The following is a 22736-nucleotide window of genomic DNA, read 5'->3' as shown; positions in this document are numbered from 1 at the left end:
GGAACGCCTGACAAGGCGGCCCCGCAGGGGTGAGCGGAGCGAATAACCGACGCTTGTATGTTTGAATGCCTCTCCTGCAATGATGCAGGACTTGCCGGGGTGGAGGGACCAACGACGCATCTGACCTCAGGGTACAGACGGTAGGAGACTTGGCCCCACCCCGCACCTATTCATACGCCGATAAAGAATCCATCGGCTGAGTTGCACCTCAGACCGACGATACCAGCAAGCCAGCGTTTAGGTGCGCCCCGACAAGCATGTGTAACCTAGCTCAAGGGGCAGTTCAGTGGCAATGCAAGTAGCAAGATCTATCGTCGGCATCGACGTCGCCAAGGCCGAGTTGGTCATTCATTTCCAGGGCCAGACGTTCACCATCGAGAACACCCCCAAAGCCATTAAACACTGGCTCAAGAGCCTGCCATGCTCCTGTGAGATCGCCATTGAGGCCACAGGGACTTACCACATGGCAGTCATCGAGTTGGCCCATGCCAAAGGGCACCACATTTACGTCATTGATGCTTCACGTCTCAGCAGCTACCGCAAGGGAACAGGCGGCCGAGCTAAAACAGACGCCTCTGACGCCCAGCTGCTTGCCCGCCATCTGCAGAGAGAGAAGGAGGATCTGCGCCGTTGGAGCCCGCCGCCCAAGGCGTATCGAACACTGCAGACACTGCTACGCCGCCGCGCGGCGCTGATCAAGGCGCGAACCATGATCCAACAGAGCCTGGGTGGCGAAAAGATTCTCAAGGCGAGCCTGACAAGGCTGATCTCACAGATCAACAGTCTGGATACACTAATCCAGAAGCATCTTCGCAACACCGTAAGAGAGGCAGGGCTCTGCGATCAGGTACAACGCTGCAAATCTCTGGAAGGTGTGGGCGATCTGACGGCTTACGCCTTGGTCATGGCCTTCCTGCGAGGAGACTTCCGCAACAGCGACGCCTTCGTCGCCTTCCTGGGGATGGATGTCCATGTAAAGGACTCCGGCACCAGAACGGGAAAACGCAAGCTGACCAAAAAAGGCGACTCAGAGACCCGCAGACTGCTTTACTGTGCGGCCATGGCCGCTCGTAAAAGCGCCCGCTGGGCGGGTGTCTACCAAGGTTATCTCGACCGTGGCCTGGCGAAAACGCAGGCCCTGGTCATCCTCGCACGTAAGCTGGTCCGTATCGCCTTCGCGCTGATGAAGAGCCGTACTGACTACGTATCTATGCCTGCCTCATAAAAGGGGTGGACAACATAGAATCTCCTACGGGAAGGCCTTGGTAGCGGCCACTTTCCGCTAACCCACCATGAACCAAAAAAATGGCACTGCCGGGGGAGGGTCAGTGCCAAGGGGTAAATATTGGGGAAGTATGTTTCGAAAATCATGATCAGCTTTTCCCCATGAAGGGCACGTGAACGCGCCTTCTCACCGCTTTCTGCTACAATCACGCCCGATTACCTGTCAGCATCCGCAACGCGGAGTGCCGACCCTGGCAAAGTGTGCATGGCACATCTTCGCGCCTTTCAACTTTCAACTTGACGCTGAATTTTTCCATGCTCGACTTCATCAAACAGGACAAGGACCCGGAAACCGGCAAGGTCATGCGCAAGGTGCGCAGCTTTGTACTCCGGGAAGGCCGACTGACCACCGGGCAACGCAATGCCCTCGACACGCTCTGGCCCACCTTCGGCCTGGAGCGGGACCAGGGCATGCTGGATCCACAAGCCGTATTCGGCCGCGACGCGGACCGGGTACTGGAAATCGGCTACGGCATGGGGCAATCCCTGGCCGCCATGGCCAAAGCGGATCCGGACAAGGACTTCATTGGTATTGAAGTGCACCGCCCCGGCGTCGGCGCCCTGCTGATGGAAATCGAGCAACAGAGCCTCACCAATCTGCGCAGCTACTGCGATGATGCGGTGGAGATCCTGGAACTTTGCATCCCCGATGACAGCCTGGCACGGGTGCAGCTCTACTTCCCGGACCCCTGGCACAAGAAAAAGCATCACAAGCGTCGCATCGTACAACCCGCCTGGGTGGAACGGGTTCGCCAAAAGCTGAAACCCGGCGGCGTACTGCACATGGCAACGGACTGGGAAAACTACTCAGAACACATGATGGAAATCATGAACGCAGCAGAGGGCTTCACCAACCTGGCTGGCGATGGTCAGTTCTCACCACGCCCGGACTGGCGCCCGGAAACCAAGTTCGAACGCCGCGGCGAACGGCTGGGCCACGGGGTATGGGATTTACTGTTCGAGAAGGATTGAGCGGCAAGCTACAAGCTCAACCCACGATACAACCCCAAGGTAGCTGCCGGACTGAAGGCCGTTAATTCCGCCATGCGAACCTCGTGGAAGAAAGGGCACGGGCCGGCCCTGCCCGCGCCCTGCAGCGTGAGGCTTATCTGGCTTAGAGGTAGAACTCCACACCCACCGAGACCGGGGTGTATTCCAGATCCGAACCCTCCAGCTCGAAACTGTAGCGGTTAATGGACAGGGTCATGGCGCCGCTCTGATCGCCAAACAAGACCTTGCCACGCACCCCATAAAACAGATCACTGCCGTCTTCACTTTCCGTCATACCTTCAACGTCCAGATCAAGATCCCATTTCTGGAGTCCAACGGTTCCGCCCAGATAGAAAGACTCACTCACCGGGAACATCAGATCCACAGCGGCATACAGTCCATCCGCATCCAGTTCTGCTGTTGCAGAACCAGGCAAGCCAATAATGCCCACTTCCGCTGATTGCTGGCCAAACTTGCGGTAGCCGAATCGGAAACTGGACGCCTCCAGGAAACTTAATCCCGCGTACAGATCCAGGCCCAACGCCAGGCCGCTATCATCATCGATATCAAAGCCCAGTCCGGCCAGATCATCATCCAGTTCGTCGGCAAAGTTGCTTCGATCAATGGAAAGCGCCCCCCCCAGCAAGAATTGTGGCCCGGCCGTTTCTTCCGCCTGCACCACGCCAACCGACAGCAACAAGGCACCTGCCATGACGATTTTTTTCATTTTTATCTCCCCGATTATTAAGAAAACAAGCGCATATCATACTCAGTGGCGCCTTCCTGTCACACATCCTCAAGCGATAACGCACTGAACACTCCCACCGCGCCCATCACCCCCAACACCAGCAACGCCCAGTCATTCCCCAGGGTGGCCACCGCCGCGCTGAACGCCCCAACCACCAGCAACAGCACACCAATCACCGTATTGCTTACCGAGGTGTAATCCGTGCGTTTGGTGCCCCCGGCCATATCTACCAGATAGGTTTTGCGCCCAATGCGGATCCCGGCATGGGCGATTGCGAGAATGAAATAGGCCAGCGGGAACAACCAGTGGAGCCAGGACACCGTCGGGCCCCACAGGGCAAAACTGCCCGCCAGCACACAGATCACAGCGGCCAGGCCGCCGCCACGAATCATCACGTTGCGACTGGAGGTATCCGCCATGTAGCCCCACACCGTGGCACTGACAGTGCTGGCCAGGCTGGAAGACAGCACGAAGCTACCCAGTAGCAGCGGCAGAGAGGATTGATCCTGGGCCAGTAACACCAGAAACGGGGACGCCAGCGAGGAAGACATGAGCAGCGCCCGGGTCATCACAAAACGACGAAAGGGCGCATCGGTCTTCAGCAACCGCAAGCTGCCCAGCGCCTCGCGAAAAGCATTGTGTCCACCCTCGCTGGCCCCCGGGTATTCATCCACGGTAAAGAACACCCAGGCGGCCAACAGCCAGGCCACCCCGGCCCCGGTCAACAGTGCGCTGTAAAACGCCCGCGTGGGATCCTCATCGCCATGGAAAATAAGCAACGAAAGCGCAAAGGTAATAGCGCCTGACAGGGTGGCAGACAACCCGGTGAGCCGGCCACGCCGGGATTTGGGGATACACTTGCCCTGCACATCCTTCATGGCCACAGAGCAGAATCCCCGGCTGATACTGAAGAGGATCAACAGAGCAATGATGGCCAGCCCGGCCTGCATGCCGTCCAGCCACCAGACCGCCACGGCCATGCCCAGCACCGCCAGCCCCTGCAGGGCAGATCCCAGCACCCAGAAGCCTTTTCTCACCGGATAACGCCGCACCAGCGCGCCAATCATCAACTGCGGTATCAGAGACCCGGATTCGCGGATCGGCACCAGAAAGCCGGCCAGCCAGGCCGGTGCGCCCACGGCGGTGATCAACCAGGCCAGCACGGTTTTCGGGTTGATCAACAGATCACCGATTTTGGTCAGGGCATTGGCCGTGATAATGCGAAAGAAATTCCCGGGCACCTCGCGGCAAGCATCCTCACTGATGTCCTTGCAGGTACGGGCATCCTCATCGTTGGCCACCTGGGCGTACAGCTTGTCCAGTAATTCCCGATTTGCCATGCTTCACCTGTTCCTGATCATCTTTTGATCACTTCTTCACTTGCCCACGCCTAGCGTGGAGTAACCCATTACGAAGGAGGGAATCGCGTATGTACAGAATCTACTATCTCGTCCCCAATCTTCAGCAGGTTCGCAACGCAATGCATCGCCTGGATAATGCCGGGTTCGGTGGTGACCGGGTGCACGTGATGGCCCGCGACAACGGTGAGCTGGAGCGACTGGGCATCAACAGCACCACCCCGTGGGAGGATACCGACCTGATGGCCGATGGCTACAGCGGCGCTACCCGGGGCTTCATTATTGGCCTGATCGCGGGTTACGCCGTGGCCTTTGCCGACCCCTGGGGCATTGATGCCCACCTGGGTATCTGGGCTCTGACGGCACTGTTCTTCACCTGTTTCGGTGCCTGGGTGGGTGGCCTGCGCGGCATTTCCCATCCCAACCACCACTTGATGCCCTACATCCAGTCGGTCAAGAGTGGCAACTATCTTGTCATCGTGGATGTGGATCGCAAGATGCACCGGAATCAGGTCCATGAGGCGCTGGATGACCATATTGATGTCCGCCAGCACCATGAGGAGGCTGATTACAGCCCTCTGACCTGAGCCGGAAAAGGTGTTCTCGACGGTGGCCGATTGCACGGCCACCGGGCGAGCTTTAGACTTTGCGGCAACAGACGCAAGCGAGTCATCATGCCGCAACAGATCCCTGCCGATTCCGTCGGGCTGGTTGAACCGAAAACATATCGTTTCGATACCCCTCTCGAACTGGAGTGCGGGCGAACCCTGCCTGCCTATGAACTGGTCTATGAAACCTATGGCACCCTCAACCGCGACGCTTCCAATGCGGTGCTGATCTGCCATGCCCTGTCCGGCCACCATCATGCCGCGGGCTACCACAGCATGGACGACAAGCGCCCAGGCTGGTGGGATACCTGTATCGGCCCAGGCAAGGTAATTGATACCAACCGTTTTTATGTGGTCTGCCTGAATAACCTGGGCGGATGTCACGGCTCATCCGGCCCTTCCTCCATCAATCCGGAGACAGGTCAGCCCTGGGGTCCCGACTTCCCCATGATGACCATCAAGGACTGGGTGAACAGCCAGGCTCGTCTGGCCGACGTGCTCGGTATCCAGCGCTGGGCAGCCGTTATTGGCGGCAGCATGGGCGGCATGCAGGCCTTGCAGTGGTCTATCGATTACCCTGAACGCCTGAGCCACGCGGTGGTGATTGCGGCAGCGCCGAAACTGTCGGCACAGAATATTGCTTTCAACGAAGTGGCGCGCCAGTCCATCCTCACCGATCCGAATTTCCATGGCGGGCGCTATTATCTGCACGACACCTACCCCCGCCAGGGGCTGATCCTGGCGCGCATGGTCGGCCACATCACCTACCTCAGTGATGACGCCATGCGCATGAAATTTGGCCGGGACCTGCGGGCTGGCCGTTTCCATTTCGGGTTCGATGTGGAATTTCAGGTGGAATCCTACCTGCGCCACCAGGGTGAGGTGTTTTCGCGCAACTTCGACGCCAACACCTACCTGTTGATGACCAAGGCCCTGGATTATTTCGACCCCGCCCGGGAATTCAGCGACAACCTGGAAACCGCTCTGGCCCAGCCCAGCTGCAAATTCCTGGTCATGTCCTTCACCTCGGACTGGCGCTTCGCGCCGGAACGCAGCCGCGAGATCGTCAACGGTCTGGTGCACGCCGGCCGCGACGTAAGCTACGCCGAAATCGATACGCCCAAGGGCCACGATGCCTTCCTGCTGGACATCCCGGAATACACCAAGCTGTTCGGGGCCTATATGCACAGGGTCGCCAACGAAATCGAGGGCGGCGACAACCGCATCGACAACACCGCCAATGCTGCAGAGGCCGCCCATGCGTGATGACCTGCAACTGATCAGCGACTGGATTCCCCAGGGCGCCACGCTGCTGGATCTGGGGTGTGGCGACGGCACCCTGCTGGCCTGGCTGGGCGAGCACAAACAGGCAAAGGGCTATGGCCTGGAGATCAATCAAGACAATCTGGCGGCCTGTTTTGAAAAAGGCGTCAACGTACTGGAACAGGATCTTGATGCTGGCCTCGGCAACTTCCAGGACCAACGTTTTGACTACGTGGTAATGACCCAGGCCCTGCAGGCCGTCCTGCGGCCGGACCAGATCCTCAATGAAATGCTGCGCGTGGGCCGCGAAGCCATCATCACCTTCCCCAACTTCGGCCACTGGAAAGTGCGCAGTTATCTGGGGCTCAAGGGGCGCATGCCGGTGTCCTCGGCACTGCCCTACCAGTGGTACAACACCCCGAATATCCACCTGTGCACCGTTCAGGATTTTGAAACCCATTGCCACAAGAACGGCATCCATATCCTGGAACGCCAGGTCATCAATCGGGATCACCGCAGCGGTATCCTCGCCCGCCTGTGGCCGAATCTGTTCGGAGAAATCGCGATTTATCGGGTGAAGGCGTAGAGAGCCGCTGCACGCACCACGCATCATGCAACAACGCGGAAGGGGCTTGCCCAAAGTGGTAGCGTCTTCTCCGCGCTCAAACGTAGATAGAACCTGCGACCGGGTTTTGCGTGAAGCGTGTTGCGTGATGCATGCTGCGAACGACCCAAGGAGTGAAAATTGGAAAAGCTAGTCCTCGCCTCCGGCAACAAGAAAAAACTCGCCGAGTTGCAGAATCTGCTCACCCCACTGAACATCGAAGTGGTGGCGCAGAGCGAGTTTGAGGTACCGGAAGCCGATGAGACCGGTACCACCTTTGTGGAAAATGCCATCATCAAGGCACGCAATGCCTGCAAATATACCGGCCTGCCCGCCATCGCCGATGACTCCGGCATTCAGATAGCCGCCCTGCGCGGCGCGCCCGGCGTGTTCTCGGCCCGGTTTGCCGGCGTCGGCGCCAGCGACGCCAAGAACAACAAGCTGATGGTGGAACTGCTCTCCGATCTTCCCGATGTGAACCGTGACGCCCGCTATGTGGCCGTACTGGTACTGATGGAACACGAGGACGACCCCACCCCGATCATCTGCCAGGGCACCTGGGAAGGCGAAATCGTGCTGGAACCGCAAGGCGATCAGGGCTTCGGCTACGACCCCCACTTCTTTGTCCCGGAAAAAGGCTGTACCGCCGCACAACTCCCCCCGGAAGAAAAGAACGCCATGAGCCATCGCGGCAAGGCGATGGAAAAACTGCTGGCGCAGCTGACTTAAGATTCCTGGTTTTGCAGGAGAGCCCAATCGTTGGCCGAATGGGATCAATCGCTCATTCGCGCTGTAGGAGCCCAGCTTGCCTGGGCGCCTACGCGGCTTCGTCAGGGGCTTCAGGGTTTCGCTGTTCACTGTTCACTGTTAACTGTTAACTGTTAACTGTTAACGATCCTTCACCCTCCCTTACTCCCCCTTTTGCTAAAGTAAAAAATCGTCTCACGACACAAGGACCCGTGCGTGCACCTACCCTATTTACCGCGCTCACTCCTGCTTCTGACCCTGCCGGCGCACGTCATGGCCTTGGGTATTCAGGGGGATCTGCAAACACAGTGGCAGAGCCGTTATGTCACCGAAGGGCGAGATAATCTGCCCGGCTCCAGCCTGTTCAGTGTCAACGCCGGGCTGTCTGCCGGAGTCTGGCAAGCCTGGGAGGAAGGCGGTCCTTACCGGGAAAACAACCTCTACCTGGAATACGCCCCTTTGCTGGGAGACTGGCGCCCCTACGCCAACGTGACCTATCTGCAGTTTCACCCTGACGATCCGGACGATGTTGAAGTGGGCGCCGGGGTAAGCCGGCCACTGAACCGGATTGTCAGTGTGGCCCTGGACGGCACCTGGAGCCGACGGGCAGAAGGCAGCTTTTATGGATTATCCCTGATAGCAGAAAAGGCACTGGCTGAACCGCTGATCGCCAGCCTCCGGGTCACCCAGACACTGGACCATGGTTATGCCAGCAAGGCCTACAACGGTCTCAACAATACCGAAGCCGCCGTGGCGCTGGACTGGTCAGCCCGTGATCATCTGGACGTATACGCCGGCTGGCAATACAGCTGGGCCGGTGAGGACGTGCGCCGGGATGGTGGCGACGACGAGCAGTGGGGCGAGATAGGGTTAATGCTCTACTTCTGACGGGCCAGCCAACGGTCCAGGGCATTGGCAAAACGCCCCTTGTCCTGTGGGGAGTAGGATTTCGGACCACCGGTTTCCATACCCGCCGAGCGCATTTCTTCCATGAAGTCCCGCATGTTCAAACGCTCACGGACCGTATCCTTGTCCAGCCAGTGGCCACGTGGCGTGACCGCCTCTGCCCCTTTGGCCACCACCTCCGCGGCCAGCGGTATATCCTGGGTGACCACCAGATCCCCCGGCTCACAACGCTGCACGATCTCATTGTCGGCCACATCAAACCCCTGCCCCACCTGAATAGCGCGAATCAGAGCCGAGCGCGGCACAGCAACGGGCTGATTGGCCACCAGCGTACACGGCACCTGCACCCGCTGCGCCGCCTTGAACAACACCTCTTTCACCGGCCTGGGACAGGCATCGGCATCAACCCAGATATGCATAAAAGACAATGAACAGTTAATAGTGAATAGTGAACAGCGAAGGCAAAACACACACTTCGCCCGGACGGTTTGCTACCATACCCCAAGCCGGTGAATTTAGCTGTTCACTGTTAACTATTCACTGTTAACTGATACTCATGCCCCCCCTCTCCCTCTACATCCACACCCCCTGGTGCGTGCGCAAGTGTCCGTACTGCGACTTCAATTCCCATGAGCGGGGAGAGCTGCCGGAGCGGGAATATCTGGACGCATTGCTGCTGGATCTGGAGCAGGATCTCGCCATGACCGGCGAGCGTCCGGTGGAGACGGTGTTTATTGGCGGGGGCACGCCGAGTCTAATGTCGGCAGACTTCTATCAACTGCTGTTTGCCGGAATTCGCGCCCGCTTGCCGCTGGCCGACAATGCCGAGATCACCCTGGAAGCCAACCCGGGCACCACCGAAGCGGCGCGCTTCGAGGGATTCCGGGCGGCGGGTATCAATCGCCTGTCCATTGGCGTGCAAAGCTTCAACGATGATCATCTCAAGGCCCTCGGCCGCATCCATGATGCCCAGGCGGCCATTACCGCAGCACAACAGGCCCGTGCAGCCGGCTTCGACAACCTGAATCTGGATATCATGCATGCACTACCGGGCCAGACCCAGGTGCAGGCACTGGAAGATCTGGAACAGGCCATCTCGCTCAAGCCCTCCCACTTGAGCTGGTACGAACTGACCATCGAACCCAATACCGTGTTCTACCGTGCGCCCCCCACCCAGCCAGACAGTGACAGCATGGCCGATACCGAACAGGCCGGCTTTGACCTGCTGGCGCAGGCCGGCTTTCAGCGGTACGAAATTTCCGCCTTTGCCCAACCGGGCAAGGCCTGCCGCCACAACCTGAATTACTGGCAGTTTGGTGATTACCTGGGCATCGGCGCCGGCGCCCACAGTAAACTCAGCACGCTCGATGAACAGGGTCATCTGGTGCTCACTCGCCACCAGAAAACCCGCAAACCGGAAGACTATCTGGCCGCGCCGGCCCACGCCCGCCGCCAGGCCCAGACCATCGATGGTAGCGACAGACGCTTTGAGGCCCTGCTCAACGGCCTGCGGCTGATGGATGGTATCTCGTTACAAACCCTCGAACGAACCACGGGGGAAAATCCGGCACAATGGTTGCCGCTACTGAGCAAACTACAGCAGCATGGCCTGCTGATGATTGATGATGAACGGCTTCGCTGTACGCCAAACGGCATCCTGCACCTGAACAGCGTGCTGGAAACCGCGAACGAGACATTGTAAAAAGTGTAAAGAACACTCAGGCTTAGAGATCTCTGAGTGAATCCTTGCTTACCCAGAGACAGCCAAGACAGAACAATCAGGGATAGAAGACAACACACATGATCAAAACACGAAGCGGCCGCGAACAGGCCCTCGCTGAGCGGGAAAAGCTGTTTATCGAAGCCACCCGGCAGCAACTCTGTAACGAAGGGCTTCTCGGGATTCAAATGGCGGCCATCGCTCGCAGCTGCAACTTTGCCACTGGCACGCTCTATCATCACTTCGCATCGAAAGAAGATCTGCTCATCGCCGTTTGCACCGAGCTCACCGGCACCCGCCAGGAATACTTCCGCCGGGTCGCCGAGTCGGATCTGTGCACCCGTGACAAGATGCTCGGTTTTGCGGTGGCCTACACCCTGTTCGCCCAGCATCACCCGGAACACTTTCGTCTGGAACAGTATGTGATGACCGAGGTGGTCTGGCTGGCCTCATCCACCCATCGCCGCGAACAGATGATGGAAGCCGGCATGCCCATCGGCCGTATGGTGGAATCCGTCGTCGCCGATGCCATCGACAAGGGCGAACTGGAGAGCCATGGTCTGGCCCCTCTGACGTTCAGTTCTGGTCAGTGGGCAATGAGTATGGGCATGCACACCCTGATCAATGCGGAGGGTGTTCTCGACATGTATGCCCTGAATGAGCCTTACCGCATGTTCATGCGTCATATTCAGTTGCATCTGAATGCCCTGAACTGGCAGCCCATGGTAAGCAACCCCTTCGACGATGATGCCCTGGACAGCAAGGTCAAGTACCTGTGCGATACCCTGTTCGGCGATCTGTGCGGCGAGAACAACTGCATCAAGATGAGCCCCCCGGGCCCCTCGTCTGACGCCTGACGCCTTTTGGCGTCGATGAAACACTCCTATACCCGCTGCAGGAACGTCGCAGCGGAGTAACGCACGGAGTGCGGCCCCGAAGGGGTGAGCGTAGCGAATAACGGTCGTTCGACCGCGATCCGAGCCCAAGCGAGGTAAGGATTCCAGAAACGAGTTTTGAAGATCAAAAAAACGGGTCCAGAAACGAGTTTTGCGGTTCTGGCTTTCGAAACTCGCTTCTCGTTACTCGAAACTCATTTCCTCGCTTGGGCTCGGATCGCGAGCAGGCTCGCTCCTACAGTTCGGTTCCCCCGATTTTCCTTCCGCATGTTGCGTGATGCGTGATGCGTGCAGCAGCCGCAGAGCGGCATAAAAAAGGCCATCCTGCCCTGCAGGATGGCCTTTTCATGAAGCATGGGCGCGCGGGGATTTACTCCGCAGCAGCCACCTTCTCTTCATTGGCAGCCTGGGTGGCCTTTTCGGCTTTCAGGCTTTCATGCTGTGCCGGTGTGCAGCCAAGGCAGCGGACAAAGGTATTCTTGCCCGGGTTGAGTACCAGCACTTCGCCGGCTTCACCCACGTTGCCACCCAGCAAACTGAACGGGGAAGTGACCAGCCACAAGCCTGCCCCCACCACCGTCGATGCAAACAGTACCGGACGCGCGATCAGCGAATCAGCAATCATCGCCATTTCCCCCGGGCGATCCTGAGATGAAGATCCGGCGAAGGCCGTCATCGGCGCCATCGCGGTCAGCATCAGGGTGGAGGCGAGAACAGATGCCAGTACCGGGCGCTTTGCTCGCTTCATGGTCAGTCCCTCTATGAAGTTCTTATAGTTAAAGTATCGCTGACATTGTTTCAGCTAAGTCGTTAATATTCCGACAATTGCATCACAATCTACACCTTTGCGGACAACCCGGCAATACGCAAATTGCTCATTCCGTGATCAACGCTGGCACTGCGGACAGTAACTGGTACTGCGCTGGCCGTGGCGGTCTGCCTTAAGCAAGGCCTTGCAGTGCAGGCAGGGCTCTCCCGCCCGGCCGTACACGTTCAGGGACTGGGCAAAATAACCAGGCTGCCCGTCCGCCCGGGTGAAGTCTTTCAGGGTCGTCCCGCCTGCCTCGATGGCTTTGGCCAGAACCACTTTGATGGCCTCGGCAAATCGCTCATAGCGAGCCCTTGATATCTTCCCGGCCGCCCGGGACGGATGTATCCCGGCCAGAAACAGGCTCTCCTGGGCGTAGATATTGCCCACCCCCACCACCGTGGCGTTATCCATGATGAAGCTTTTCACGGCCACCTTGCGGCCCCTTGAGCGCTGAAACAGCCACTCACCGTTGAATGCCTCACTGAGCGGCTCCGGTCCCAGCTTTGCCAGCAGGGCATGGGGCACATCACCAGCCTGATACAGCACGGTGCCAAAGCGGCGGGGGTCATTGAAACGCAGCACCTTGCCGCTGCCCATCAGCAGATCCACATGGTCATGCTTGCGCAACGGTACCGTCGCATCCACCACCCGCAAGGTGCCGGACATGCCCAGATGAATCAGCAACTCACCGCCTTCCAGCGCAATCAGCAGATACTTGGCCCGTCGCCGCAGCCCCAGCACCCGCACATCACGCAGGGTCAGCAACTCGTCACTCACCGGCCACCGCAAGCGCCGCTCACGCACCACCACCTCACGCAGTGTCTGGCCTTCAAGGTGAGGACGGATACCCCGCAGGGTAGTTTCAACTTCGGGTAATTCGGGCATGGGAAAAAGCAGTGAACAGTTAATAGTTAACAGTGAATAGTTAAAATCCACCCGCTTCCGGTATGGTAGCACCAGCGGGCATCGACGTTGCCCCCTGTTTTCGCTGTTCACTATTCACTGTTAACTGTTCACTGATATGCCTCTCTCCTTCTGGCTCGGCGTCGATACCGGCGGTACTTTTACTGACTTTGTGCTGCTGGGTGACGGCGAGCCGCGCATTCACAAGGTCCTGTCCACCCCCGCTGCGCCGGAGCAGGCGATTCTTCAGGGCATCCGCGAAATGGGGCTGGCAGAGGCCATGGCAGCCGGTGAACTGGCCGTGGTTCATGGCACCACCGTCGCCACCAATGCGGCACTGGAAGGCAAGGGCGCCCGCACGGTGTTCGTCACCAACAGTGGTATCGAAGATATCCTGCGTATCGGCCGGCAGAACCGGCCGGAGCTGTACAATCTGACACCGGCCGCCCAGGACGGTGTACTCACCACTCTCCCCTGTGAAGGCGCCGGTTGCCGGCTGGATGCCAACGGCCAGGAAATCCAGGCGCTGGACGATGAGGCATTGAACGAACTGCTTGCCCGCATCCACGCCCACGATCCGGAATCCGTGGCCATCTGCCTGCTGTTTTCCTACCTGGACGGCCGGCAGGAACAACGCATAGCCGGTGCCCTCCGCCAGGCCGGGCTGGCCGTGAGCACCTCTCACCACATCATTCCCACCCGCGGAGAGTATGAGCGCGGCATGGCCACCTGGCTGAATGCCTGGTTATCACCCAAAGTGGCCGCCTACCTGCAGCGGCTGCAACAGGCCACCAAGCCGGCTCCGCTGGCCATCATGCAGTCCCACGGCGGCACCATTGCGGCCCAACAGGCCCGCGAGCTGGCCGTCAATCTGCTGCTGTCCGGCCCCGCCGGTGGTCTGGCCGCAGCCCAGCGGCTGGGTGAACAGCTTCAGCAACCCCAGTTGATGACCTTCGACATGGGCGGCACTTCCACGGATGTGGCCCTGCTGGACGGGGATATCCGGCTCACCCAGCAAGGCCGGATCGGCCCTTACCCGGTAGCGGTCCCCATGGTAGACATGCACACCATAGGCGCCGGTGGCGGGTCACTGGCCTACGTGGACGACGCCGGGCTGCTGCACGTGGGCCCCCAATCCGCCGGCGCGGATCCCGGCCCTGCCTGCTACGGCCGCGGCGGCCAGCAGGTGACGGTCACCGATGCCAATGTGGTGTTGGGTCGCCTGCAGCCGGATTTCGCACTGGGCGGCTCCCTGACACTGGATGTGGCCGCCGCCGGACAGGCCATGGCCTCCCTGGGCAGCCAGCTCGGGCTGGACACCCAGGCCGCAGCGGAGGGGGTGCTGGCGCTGGCCAACGAGCACATGACCCAGGCCCTGCGGGTCATTTCCATCCAGAAGGGGCATGACCCGGCGGACTTTGCGTTGATGAGCTTCGGCGGTGCGGGCGGCCTGCATGTCTGCGATCTGGCCGACAATCTGGGGATGCACCGGGCCATCGTGCCGCAACGAGCCGGGGTGCTGTCCGCAGAAGGGCTGGTCTATGCCCCCCGCAAGCGCGAACTGCTCAAGGCCCTTCCCGAGGGCCTTTCCGACGCTGACTGTCAGAACGAAATCCACACCCTGCAGGCACAAGGGCGCCAGGAACTGGAGGCCGAGGGCGTCGCCGCCGACCAGATCCGCTACCAGGTCTACCTGGACATGTGCTATCGGGGACAGTCTTCCCTGCTGCAGATCCCCTGGCAGGAAGATGCCGGCCAGCGCGAGCAGGCCTTTCACCAGGCCCACGAACGCCGCTTTGGCCATCGGCTGGGCCTGCCAGTGGAGCAGGTCAACCTGCGCGTCCAATGTCAGGCCGCCCGGTCAGCCCCGTCCATTCCGGCCCGTTCGACACAACCGGGCCAGCCCCTGCGCCGCGACCGCCTGCCCGGCATTGATGCCGAGGTGAGCATTTACCAACGGGAGCACCTGGGCAACGGCCAGCGACTTCACGGCCCGGCCCTGATCGCTGAAGCGGTGGGTACCACCTGGCTGGCGCCGGGCTGGGATGCCCGGGTGGATCCGCAAGGCCATCTGCTGCTGGAAAAGCGGATTTAGCCGGCCACAGCCCCCCTTTATCCCGGCGATGCCGCCGTCCGGTCGATAAAGCGGGCGAAAGTCCGAATTTGACCCGTTCGGCGTCTTCTTACCGTCACCCTGACTGGGCACAATAACAAGCTCCGAATTCTACCTGTATGAACCTGATGCTAGATTTTATTGAACACGGCCTGCTGGCCCCGAGTCTGGGCGCACTGGTGCTGATTACCCTGGCCATGACCCACGCCACCATCGTCAGCGTGACGGTCTACCTGCACCGCTACTCCGCTCACCGGGCACTGGAACTGAGCCCGGTCCTGAAGCACTTCTTCCGTCTCTGGTTGTGGCTGAGCACCGGCCAGAACACCCGGGAATGGACCGCCATCCATCGCAAGCACCACGCCAAGTGCGAAACCGAAGATGACCCTCACAGCCCACAGGTCAAAGGCATCAAGAAGGTGCTGCGCGAAGGCGCCGAGCTATACCGTGAAGAGGCCGAAAATCAGGAAACCCTGAACAAATACGGCGCGGGCTGTCCGGACGACTGGCTGGAGCGCAACGTCTACTCCCGCTTCCCCATGGGCGGCGTTGCCATCATGGCCGTGATCGACCTGGCCCTGTTCGGCGTCTACGGCATCACCATCTGGGCCGTGCAGATGATGTGGATCCCGGTGTTCGCTGCCGGCGTGATCAACGGTATTGGCCACTACTGGGGCTACCGGAATTTCGAATGCGCCGATGCCAGCCGCAATATCTCACCCTGGGGCATCCTGATTGGTGGTGAAGAGCTGCACAACAATCACCACACCTATCCGAACTCCGCCAAACTGTCCGTGCGCCGCTTCGAATTCGATGCGGGCTGGGCCTGGATTCGTCTGTTCGAAATGCTGGGGCTGGCGAAAGTGAAGAAGGTGGCCCCGAAACCGGTGATCGATCACGACGCCAAAGGTATTGATCTGGAGGCCCTGCGCGGTGTCATGCAGCACCGTTTCCAGGTCATGGCCAACTACCGCAAGACCGTGATCGCCCCGGTATTCAAGCAGGAGCGGGAACGGGCCTGTGAGGCCACCCGTGATCTGTATGCCCGCGCCCATGCCCTGTTCCACAAGGACCTGTCACTGATCAAGCCGAAGCAGCAGGAGCGTCTGGTCAACCTGACCCAGAGCAACGAAACCCTGGAAGCCATCTACCAGTTCCGCCTGCGTCTGCAGGATATCTGGTCCCAGACCAGCCGCAATTCCGCCGAGATGGTGGAGGCGCTGGAGCAGTGGTACCAGGATGCCCGGGAATCCGGCATCGCCGCCCTGCAGGACTTCGCGGATCAACTGGCCCGCTACCGCCACGCCACGGCATAACCCCCCCCAATCCAAAACGGCCGCTTATGCGGCCGTTTTTTTTGCCCGCTTCGCGGATTTGAGGGAAGGCTTTACACAAAGCCTGTGCCGTAGGAGCGTCGCTCGCGGCGCGATTCCAGCGGTTTACTACTCCTTAGGTGAAATCGATGTCTGGTGGGAGATTCAGCTTGCTGAACGAAGGTTCTGGTAGCATGCCCTAGTTTACAGCAGCTTTCGTTCAGCACGCTGAACTTCCCACATAAGCAGCTAAGCCAGTTTTACCACAGAGGCCACTGAGATCACTGAGACAGAAATGGGTTTCCTCCGTGATCTCTGTGGTAAATCCGCTTTTGATCCTGGTCCGGAATCGCGCCGCGAGCGACGCTCCTACGGGAAGGCCTTGGTAGTCGCAACTCCCCGCTAATCCGCGATGAGCCGTTTTTTTGCCCGCTTCACGCAACATGCGGAATGCGAAGATCAAAAGCGGATTCACCACAGAGTTCACTAAAAATGACTACGGAGTGTTGTTCTTGGGAGCGCCGAGGTGCGAACCGAGAGAAACGAAACGACCGAAGGGAGATCATTCTTTTGGGACCTGTCGAGCCCGGAAATGCCTGATCGCCCTGCGGTCGATTCCGTGCGTCGCACGGTGCGCGCCTCAAGATGCCTTATTCGCTCCGCTCACCCTACGGGCCAGCCTGCGGCTGTTACCTACGTTGCACTCCGGTTCCTAGAGTCGCTTCGTAGAAAACCCGGCAACTTTTCGGAGGCTGCCTATCCAAGCGTAGCTTGTAGCTCGTAGCTCGTAGCTGATCAGTCCCCCGCCACCACCGGCACATTCTCGATCACCTGGCTGCTGCCCTGGGTGGCATTGGTCAGGGTCACCGTCACGCCCCCCAGGCCCAGCCCCAGGGATTCGAGCAAAGGATTTATCAAAGAGCCGGCAAGCAATTGCACCACATCCGCCAGCAGCCCTTCCAGAAGGTTCAGCAACGGGGTCAGTTGCACAGGCAAGCCCAGCAACGCCACATTCTGCAAGTCCAGATCCAGGTCCAGTCCGCCCACACCATCCCCGGTGTCCTGATAGGTGTCTTCGCTACAACCCATCTCGCCACAGTAGAGCGGATATTCATCGGAAATGACCACGTTGGTCTCGGTGATGCCGGGCACCTCACCATCAATAAACACATCCGCCGACAGCACCTGCAACCCGAGCAGTCCAAGCACATCCAGATCACCGATTTCCGGGATAATTGCCCCTGTGTCCGTGTCGATGGTGCCGGTACCCAGCCTGGCCACACTGCGGTTCAGGTTCACCCCGATCTCCACTTGGTTCACACTGCCCGCCGCACAGCGCGCCGACACAAATTCGCCCTCGGCGCCGCCCACATTCACCGCCAGCGGCAGGTAGACATTGGCCCCGGACAACAGACCACCGAGGGACAACAGCTGCACATCCGCCAGTACCTGCAAGCGGATATCCGGAGCATAAAAACGGGTCACCCAGTTTCCGTCGGCATCCTGCCTCGCCGGCCCAATCACGATGCGCGGCGCCTCGCCCACATTGAGACGTACACTGGCATCAATGTTGGCCACCGCGCCCAGATCCAGATCCACATCCAGCGGCACCGCCAGGAAACCGCCCGGTGCATCCTGCTGGGATTCCGCCACATTCAACACCAGACTGATCAGCATGTCATAGAGAGGAAACTCGCTGTTGGCCGGCACCTGCGTGCCTTCCACCACCTCCAGCACTTCACTCACCGACACCGTCTCCAGCCCCGCCGCACCCAGCAGGTCATCCAGGGTTTGCCCCACCGGGCTGGAGATCCCGCCGATATCACGCAGGGCGGCCGCCAGCGTGCGGCCATCCAGCCCCAGCAGCCCAGTCACATCCGCCACCCCGGTCTCAGTCAGCACATCGCCCAACAACACCGTAGTGTTACGCAAGCTATCCAGGCTCGTGGGGTCGAGCACATAGAAGGGGTCACCCAGCACCGCCCCCAGCAACCCGCCCACAATGCCGGAATCGACGCTGGCGGTACTGCCCGCAGCACTCAGGGTCGCCACCACTTCCTTGCGGGACGCCGCATTGACGGTGATATCCAGGGTGCCGAACACAGATTCAGGCAGCAGTATGGAAATGGGTTCTCTGCGGGTATAGGAAACCAGCACCGCGTTGCTTTCTTCGATAAAGTTCACCGGCCGGAAGGCCAGTACATTGTCGCCTGTGGGGGCCTCGATGACACCGGAGGTCACCGTCAGCGCGTCGGCGTCTGCGCTATACCCCTGGGCCTGGGCCGCGGCCAGGGCACGCTGGCGAATCATCGCCGTCGTCGGTGCAAAACCACCACAGCTCTGGGTCGCAGACGCCCCCGCCTGGGCGGCCACATTGACCTGCGCCTGCATCTCGCCACGCAGGCTATACAGGCGCGCGCCGTCCAGCGCCATCACCGACAGGATCACCACCAGCAACAGCAGCAGCGGGGTCAGAACGGTCAGCGCCCCACGCTGGCGGCGGCGATCAGTTATCGTCCCGGGTCTGCTCACCGAAGGTTTCCGGAATCGGGATGCGGAAGGATTCAGCCAGACGACGCTGGCTATCCACGTACAAGTGAGATGACAGCTCGCTCTCTGCTGTCTGATTGGCCGTGCGTTGCTGCTCCAGCAACCACTCGGTCTCCGTAGCAGGCGGCTTGCTAACCACCTGACCGGACACCCCGAATGCAAACTGTTCAGGGGCGTCAGCCAGCGCCACCATGGGCAGCGCCAGCCCCACCATCAACCATTGTGCTTTCATTGCTCTACCCTCATTGGCCGGCCTTGGCGAACTGCGTTTGCAGTGCGCGGGCATACTCCATTTCTTCAGCAGAAAAGCCATACTCTGATTTCAACGCCTCAAGACCCGCCTCGTCACCGGTTAACAGATAGGCCACCGCAACATTCTGACGAACCGGCCCCTGACCGTTGGCCAGCTCCAGCGCCGTGCGTAGTTCGAACGCTGCCTGCTGGTAGCGCCCTGCCAGCAATAACGTATAACCATAATCATTGCGCACCTGGGCAGAGGCCGGGGACAGATTGCGGGCAATCTCCAGATGCAGGAGCGCCGCATTCACATGATTGCGCTTTAGCTGCACCATCCCCAGACCGTGCCGGCTACGACCATCGACACACTGGAACACCAGGTCACGGAACACCTGCTCGGCCTCATCCAGCTTGCCGGTGGACGCCAGCAGCTGTCCGTAGCGCAGCCAGTAATCGATACCGTCCATGGACTGGCTTTCCAACCGGGCCAGCGCCGCATGGTTACGCCCTTTGCCCATCAGGGTATCGATCATTTCCAGATCCACACGCTGCTCCGGCTGCACCGCCTCCTTACAGGTTATGCCACTGGTATCCACGGCGCTCTCTGAGGTTGTCTCAGCCGGCTGACTGGCACACCCTGCCAGCATGACTACCGCCATCCACACCCAGCCTCTCATTGGCATCACTCTCGTCCTTTCGTGTTTGACTATCTCGCCAGCGCGTCAGCGATGGAAATCACCGCTGGCCCGCCGATCAGAATGAATAGCGCCGGCAGCATGAAGGCCATCATTACCACCGTCATCTTCGCCCCGATCCGGTTGGTTTCCTCCCGGATACGGTTTCGTTCCACGTTCTGGGCCTCCTCGATAATCTGGTCCAGACTGGTGGACACCCCGGAGCCCAGCAAGCTGCTCTGTTTCATCAGCACCACGTAACTGCGCAAGACCGGAATACGCTTGTTTTCGCCCAGTTCATCCAGCGCCTGGGTGCGCTCCGCCCCGGACTGCATCAGCCGGTTGAAGCGATCAATACGGGGAATGAGCACCGGCAGCAACGACCGGCCCTGCACCCCGATAATACGCATCACCCGTTCCAGCGAGATCCCGGCCTCCATCAGCATGCGCGTCATGTGGCACAGCTCCACCGCCTCCAGATTCTGGCGCAGTTCCGCATTGGCCCCCATACTGCGAATGGTCCGCCGCGGCACGATAAACCCGGCCACGGACAGCAACAGCCCACCCATGGCACCAAAGAACAGAAAACCCACCAGCGCCACCAGCACCGGCAACACCCAGCAGGTGAGCAGATAAATCACCTGGGATTGCTCCCGGCTCTTGCCCATGCCGGCCATGGCCTGGCGAATTTCCTGGTAGTCACTGGCCGCCAGGGACGATTCGGTCAGTGCCGCCGACAGACGCCACAACCAGAAACGGCCGCCCCCAGCCTCGCTACTGCGGGTGCCCGCATCATTGAGACGCTGGCTGACTCTGGCCTGCATTTCCCAGTGCCGGGCCCGGAACAGCAGCCACACCGACAACACCACCAGCAACAGGGAGAGGATCAGCCAGACATTATTCACGGCCCACCCCCTGCACCATGCGCCAGATGACGATGACCGCCATGCCCTGCAGGATGCCCGCGATAATCAGCATGGTGTGCCCGGTGTCCGTCTCCAGCAACACCTCGGCATATTTGTCGTTGATCAGCATCATGTAGACCGCCATGCCCAACGGCAGCAGGGTAAAGGCACCGGCGGTAAAGCGTGTTTCCGCAGTGGACGCCATGAATTCACGGCGCAGTTCCTGTTGGGAACGCAGGGAGCCGGCCACCTGCTGCAGCACCGGGCGCACCGAAGAACCAAACCGGGTGGAGGTTCGCAGGGCGATGGAGACCATCACCAGCGACGGCACCTTGTAGAGCTGGGAAAAATCATCAAACAGACCGGTGTAATCCCGGCCTGCCTCAATGGCACTGCGCAAACGAAAGGTCAGCGGCGCAAACACCGGCGGCGCATCGTTGAACGATTCCAGCAAGGCCGCCTCCAGTGAGCGGCCCGCATCCATGTAGCGCAGGGTGGAATCCATGATTCCCGGCAGGGCCTCGAAAATGCTGCGGCGCTGCTGCTGAAAGCGAAACCGCCAATAGAGCCAGGCACTGGCCACAATGAACAGCATCACCACCACAGCCGGAATCGCACCGCTGCTGGCCAGCACCAGCGCCACCAGAATAAACGTCACCACACCCAGCAGGGCAAGCTGGGTACGGGACAGGCGAATATCCGCACGCAACAGCAAGCGCTCCAGGGCGTTGCTGGCCACCCGGGACTGGGAAGGCTCCACCGCCACCTCCGTGCGCTGCTGAAGCCGCTGACGCACCCTGTCATTGAGCAGGCCTTTTTCGCGCTGCCGGAACCACAGCAGCTGCACCAGCACGGTGATCACCGCGATGATGCCCAGCGTCTGGGCCATGCCAAGCAACGCGGCCGCGTTCACGCCTCACTCCGGTACAGGTAATCCAGGTTGTACTGTTCGTCATCGGTGGGGGTCAGGGCCACCACCTCGCTGACCCGGCGTCGACCATCCGGCAGGCGCTCCAGCTGGATAATCACATCCAGCGCCGAGCCGATCAGGCGACCAATCGCCTTTTCGCTGGCCTCGTAGCCGCTCACCGCCAACAGGGTCTCGATCCGCACCAGTGCGTCCCGCGTGCTGTTGGCATGGATGGTACTCATGGAGCCTTCGTGACCGGTATTCATGGCCTGCAGCAGCTCGATGATTTCGTGGGAACGCACCTCGCCCAGAATCACCCGGTCCGGGCGCATGCGCAGGGAGTTGATCACCAATTCCCGGGCCGTCACCCGCCCCTTGCCTTCGGTATTGGCCGGACGGGTTTCCAGTGACACCACATGGGGATGATTGAGCACCAGCTCGGCAGAATCCTCGATGGTGAGAATGCGTTCCTCACGGGGAATGTACTGGCTGATCAGATTCAGCATGGTGGTTTTACCGGTACCGGTACCCCCACTGATGATGATATTGCGGCGGGTCTCCACCGCGGTGATCAAGGTATCCAGACAGGCCTGGGTCAGTGAGCCGCTGCGGATCATCTCCTCGGCGCTGAGATGGTTACGGGTAAATTTCCGAATACTGATGCTGGGACCATTCAGGGCCAGCGGCGGAATGATGGCATTGACCCGCGAACCGTCCGGCAAGCGCGCATCCACCATGGGACTGGCCTCATCCAGGCGCCGCCCCAATGGGGCCAGCATCCGGCGAATCACCCGGATCACATGGTCATCGTTGATGAAGCGCACCTGGGCTTTCTGCAACACCCCGGCCACCTCGATGAACACACTGTCCGGACCATTCACCAGAATATCGTTGATGCGCGGGTCCGCCAGCAAGGGCTCCAGTGGCCCGAATCCCAGCACCTCATCCAGCGTATCCTTCACCAGCTGGTTAAGGTCCTGGGTGGATAACGGGACGCGATTGAGGGCGATGTGCTGGTTCACCGCAGTGCGGATAAATTCAGACAGCAGTTCGCGGTTGGCATTGCTGACCTCAATGCCTTCCTCATCCAGCCGCTCGACCGCCCACCGGTGGGTGCGGTCCTTCAGCTGTTGGTATTCCGCGTCAATGCGTCCTGCCACTCTCGACTCCTGGTCAGTGCAGTATTAGTGCAGCGG

Annotated in this window: 22 protein-coding genes; 11 read left to right on the top strand and 11 right to left on the bottom strand. The window is 60.0% G+C overall.

Features of this window, described 5'->3' with window-relative positions; translation table 11 throughout:
- Positions 1-292 precede the first annotated feature (292 nt).
- Together HF945_RS16925 and trmB are read left to right on the top strand one after the other, a co-directional pair.
- Positions 293-1225, top strand: a complete 933-nt coding sequence (locus tag HF945_RS16925) for an IS110 family transposase (RefSeq protein WP_290525365.1) — start codon at positions 293-295, stop codon at positions 1223-1225.
- Positions 1226-1539: 314 nt separating this feature from the next.
- Positions 1540-2256 (top strand): tRNA (guanosine(46)-N7)-methyltransferase TrmB, encoded by a 717-nt coding sequence (gene trmB / locus HF945_RS16920; RefSeq protein ID WP_290523731.1) that lies wholly within the window; start codon positions 1540-1542, stop codon positions 2254-2256.
- Positions 2257-2398: 142 nt separating this feature from the next.
- Here the strand turns inward: trmB and HF945_RS16915 are convergent, their stop codons facing one another.
- Positions 2399-3001 carry an outer membrane beta-barrel protein gene (locus HF945_RS16915; protein ID WP_290523730.1) on the bottom strand — a complete coding sequence of 201 codons (603 nt, stop codon included), beginning with the start codon at positions 2999-3001 and terminating at the stop codon, positions 2399-2401.
- Between the two features lie 59 nt (positions 3002-3060).
- The gene (locus tag HF945_RS16910; protein ID WP_290523729.1) at positions 3061-4362 is read right to left on the bottom strand and encodes an MFS transporter; all 1302 of its coding nucleotides are present in this window, start codon (positions 4360-4362) and stop codon (positions 3061-3063) included.
- 89 nt (positions 4363-4451) lie between these two features.
- On the opposite strand from HF945_RS16910, the gene HF945_RS16905 reads away from it, so the two are divergent.
- The 5 genes from HF945_RS16905 to HF945_RS16885 all read left to right on the top strand — a co-directional run bounded on the left by HF945_RS16905 (position 4452) and on the right by HF945_RS16885 (position 8490).
- Positions 4452-4967: a hypothetical protein gene (locus HF945_RS16905; RefSeq protein WP_290523728.1), complete on the top strand. Its 516-nt coding sequence runs from the start codon at positions 4452-4454 to the stop codon at positions 4965-4967.
- Positions 4968-5054: 87 nt separating this feature from the next.
- On the top strand, positions 5055-6254 hold the full coding sequence (locus HF945_RS16900) for a homoserine O-acetyltransferase (RefSeq protein ID WP_290523727.1): 1200 nt from the start codon (positions 5055-5057) through the stop codon (positions 6252-6254).
- A complete protein-coding gene (metW, locus tag HF945_RS16895; protein WP_290523726.1) occupies positions 6247-6837 on the top strand; it encodes a methionine biosynthesis protein MetW in 591 nt (196 codons plus the stop codon). Before HF945_RS16900 ends, metW begins: the two co-directional genes overlap by 8 nt.
- 159 nt (positions 6838-6996) lie before the next feature.
- Positions 6997-7584, top strand: a complete 588-nt coding sequence (gene rdgB, locus HF945_RS16890; protein ID WP_290523725.1) for an RdgB/HAM1 family non-canonical purine NTP pyrophosphatase — start codon at positions 6997-6999, stop codon at positions 7582-7584.
- A 291-nt stretch (positions 7585-7875) separates the two neighbouring features.
- Positions 7876-8490: a hypothetical protein gene (locus HF945_RS16885; RefSeq protein ID WP_290523724.1), complete on the top strand. Its 615-nt coding sequence runs from the start codon at positions 7876-7878 to the stop codon at positions 8488-8490.
- Here the strand turns inward: HF945_RS16885 and HF945_RS16880 are convergent.
- Positions 8481-8927: a YaiI/YqxD family protein gene (locus tag HF945_RS16880; RefSeq protein WP_290523723.1), complete on the bottom strand. Its 447-nt coding sequence runs from the start codon at positions 8925-8927 to the stop codon at positions 8481-8483. The genes HF945_RS16885 and HF945_RS16880 overlap by 10 nt on opposite strands.
- Before the next feature lie 137 nt (positions 8928-9064).
- Here HF945_RS16880 and hemW point away from each other — a divergent pair, with 137 nt between their 5' ends.
- Positions 9065-10210, top strand: coding sequence for a radical SAM family heme chaperone HemW (gene hemW, locus HF945_RS16875; protein ID WP_290523722.1), 1146 nt, complete (start codon positions 9065-9067; stop codon positions 10208-10210).
- Between the two features lie 98 nt (positions 10211-10308).
- Positions 10309-11085, top strand: a complete 777-nt coding sequence (locus HF945_RS16870; protein WP_290523721.1) for a TetR/AcrR family transcriptional regulator — start codon at positions 10309-10311, stop codon at positions 11083-11085.
- Between the two features lie 409 nt (positions 11086-11494).
- Here HF945_RS16870 and HF945_RS16865 read toward each other — a convergent pair whose 3' ends face one another.
- Both HF945_RS16865 and mutM read right to left on the bottom strand, forming a co-directional pair.
- Positions 11495-11872 carry a hypothetical protein gene (locus HF945_RS16865; protein ID WP_290523720.1) on the bottom strand — a complete coding sequence of 126 codons (378 nt, stop codon included), beginning with the start codon at positions 11870-11872 and terminating at the stop codon, positions 11495-11497.
- A gap of 138 nt (positions 11873-12010) precedes the next feature.
- Positions 12011-12820, bottom strand: coding sequence for a bifunctional DNA-formamidopyrimidine glycosylase/DNA-(apurinic or apyrimidinic site) lyase (gene mutM / locus HF945_RS16860; RefSeq protein ID WP_290523719.1), 810 nt, complete (start codon positions 12818-12820; stop codon positions 12011-12013).
- 136 nt (positions 12821-12956) lie between these two features.
- Here mutM and HF945_RS16855 point away from each other — a divergent pair, with 136 nt between their 5' ends.
- Both HF945_RS16855 and HF945_RS16850 read left to right on the top strand, forming a co-directional pair.
- Positions 12957-14933: a hydantoinase/oxoprolinase family protein gene (locus tag HF945_RS16855; protein ID WP_290523718.1), complete on the top strand. Its 1977-nt coding sequence runs from the start codon at positions 12957-12959 to the stop codon at positions 14931-14933.
- 146 nt (positions 14934-15079) lie between these two features.
- Positions 15080-16267, top strand: a complete 1188-nt coding sequence (locus HF945_RS16850; RefSeq protein WP_290523717.1) for a fatty acid desaturase — start codon at positions 15080-15082, stop codon at positions 16265-16267.
- A gap of 792 nt (positions 16268-17059) precedes the next feature.
- Here the strand turns inward: HF945_RS16850 and HF945_RS16845 are convergent.
- The 6 genes from HF945_RS16845 to HF945_RS16820 are packed head-to-tail and all read right to left on the bottom strand — an operon-like array spanning position 17060 to position 22700.
- The gene (locus tag HF945_RS16845; RefSeq protein WP_290523716.1) at positions 17060-18796 is read right to left on the bottom strand and encodes a hypothetical protein; all 1737 of its coding nucleotides are present in this window, start codon (positions 18794-18796) and stop codon (positions 17060-17062) included.
- Complete coding sequence (locus HF945_RS16840) at positions 18771-19046, bottom strand: hypothetical protein (RefSeq protein ID WP_290523715.1); 276 nt, start codon at positions 19044-19046, stop codon at positions 18771-18773. The genes HF945_RS16845 and HF945_RS16840 overlap by 26 nt, the downstream gene beginning before the upstream one ends.
- A gap of 10 nt (positions 19047-19056) precedes the next feature.
- A complete protein-coding gene (locus HF945_RS16835) occupies positions 19057-19728 on the bottom strand; it encodes a tetratricopeptide repeat protein (protein ID WP_290523714.1) in 672 nt (223 codons plus the stop codon).
- Positions 19729-19757: 29 nt separating this feature from the next.
- On the bottom strand, positions 19758-20630 hold the full coding sequence (locus tag HF945_RS16830) for a type II secretion system F family protein (RefSeq protein ID WP_290523713.1): 873 nt from the start codon (positions 20628-20630) through the stop codon (positions 19758-19760).
- Complete coding sequence (locus HF945_RS16825; RefSeq protein WP_290523712.1) at positions 20623-21543, bottom strand: type II secretion system F family protein; 921 nt, start codon at positions 21541-21543, stop codon at positions 20623-20625. Before HF945_RS16825 ends, HF945_RS16830 begins: the two co-directional genes overlap by 8 nt.
- Positions 21540-22700, bottom strand: a complete 1161-nt coding sequence (locus HF945_RS16820) for a CpaF family protein (protein WP_290523711.1) — start codon at positions 22698-22700, stop codon at positions 21540-21542. The genes HF945_RS16825 and HF945_RS16820 overlap by 4 nt, the downstream gene beginning before the upstream one ends.
- Positions 22701-22736 lie beyond the last annotated feature (36 nt).

Origin of the sequence: Alcanivorax sp. (genome assembly GCF_017794965.1) — a bacterium.
Taxonomy (GTDB): Bacteria; Pseudomonadota; Gammaproteobacteria; order Pseudomonadales; family Alcanivoracaceae; genus Alcanivorax.
This window is presented reverse-complemented; position numbering and strand designations above follow the sequence as displayed.

What these genes read in the sequence shown, in the direction of transcription:
- HF945_RS16925 (WP_290525365.1), top strand. Translation starts at nt 293, where the DNA reads ATGCAAGTAGCAAGATCTATCGTCGGCATCGACGTCGCCAAGGCCGAG.
- trmB (WP_290523731.1), top strand. Translation starts at nt 1,540, where the DNA reads ATGCTCGACTTCATCAAACAGGACAAGGACCCGGAAACCGGCAAGGTC.
- HF945_RS16915 (WP_290523730.1), bottom strand. Translation starts at nt 3,001, where the DNA reads ATGAAAAAAATCGTCATGGCAGGTGCCTTGTTGCTGTCGGTTGGCGTG.
- HF945_RS16910 (WP_290523729.1), bottom strand. Translation starts at nt 4,362, where the DNA reads ATGGCAAATCGGGAATTACTGGACAAGCTGTACGCCCAGGTGGCCAAC.
- HF945_RS16905 (WP_290523728.1), top strand. Translation starts at nt 4,452, where the DNA reads ATGTACAGAATCTACTATCTCGTCCCCAATCTTCAGCAGGTTCGCAAC.
- HF945_RS16900 (WP_290523727.1), top strand. Translation starts at nt 5,055, where the DNA reads ATGCCGCAACAGATCCCTGCCGATTCCGTCGGGCTGGTTGAACCGAAA.
- metW (WP_290523726.1), top strand. Translation starts at nt 6,247, where the DNA reads ATGCGTGATGACCTGCAACTGATCAGCGACTGGATTCCCCAGGGCGCC.
- HF945_RS16885 (WP_290523724.1), top strand. Translation starts at nt 7,876, where the DNA reads ATGGCCTTGGGTATTCAGGGGGATCTGCAAACACAGTGGCAGAGCCGT.
- HF945_RS16880 (WP_290523723.1), bottom strand. Translation starts at nt 8,927, where the DNA reads ATGCATATCTGGGTTGATGCCGATGCCTGTCCCAGGCCGGTGAAAGAG.
- hemW (WP_290523722.1), top strand. Translation starts at nt 9,065, where the DNA reads ATGCCCCCCCTCTCCCTCTACATCCACACCCCCTGGTGCGTGCGCAAG.
- HF945_RS16870 (WP_290523721.1), top strand. Translation starts at nt 10,309, where the DNA reads ATGATCAAAACACGAAGCGGCCGCGAACAGGCCCTCGCTGAGCGGGAA.
- HF945_RS16865 (WP_290523720.1), bottom strand. Translation starts at nt 11,872, where the DNA reads ATGAAGCGAGCAAAGCGCCCGGTACTGGCATCTGTTCTCGCCTCCACC.
- mutM (WP_290523719.1), bottom strand. Translation starts at nt 12,820, where the DNA reads ATGCCCGAATTACCCGAAGTTGAAACTACCCTGCGGGGTATCCGTCCT.
- HF945_RS16855 (WP_290523718.1), top strand. Translation starts at nt 12,957, where the DNA reads ATGCCTCTCTCCTTCTGGCTCGGCGTCGATACCGGCGGTACTTTTACT.
- HF945_RS16850 (WP_290523717.1), top strand. Translation starts at nt 15,080, where the DNA reads ATGCTAGATTTTATTGAACACGGCCTGCTGGCCCCGAGTCTGGGCGCA.
- HF945_RS16840 (WP_290523715.1), bottom strand. Translation starts at nt 19,046, where the DNA reads ATGAAAGCACAATGGTTGATGGTGGGGCTGGCGCTGCCCATGGTGGCG.
- HF945_RS16835 (WP_290523714.1), bottom strand. Translation starts at nt 19,728, where the DNA reads ATGAGAGGCTGGGTGTGGATGGCGGTAGTCATGCTGGCAGGGTGTGCC.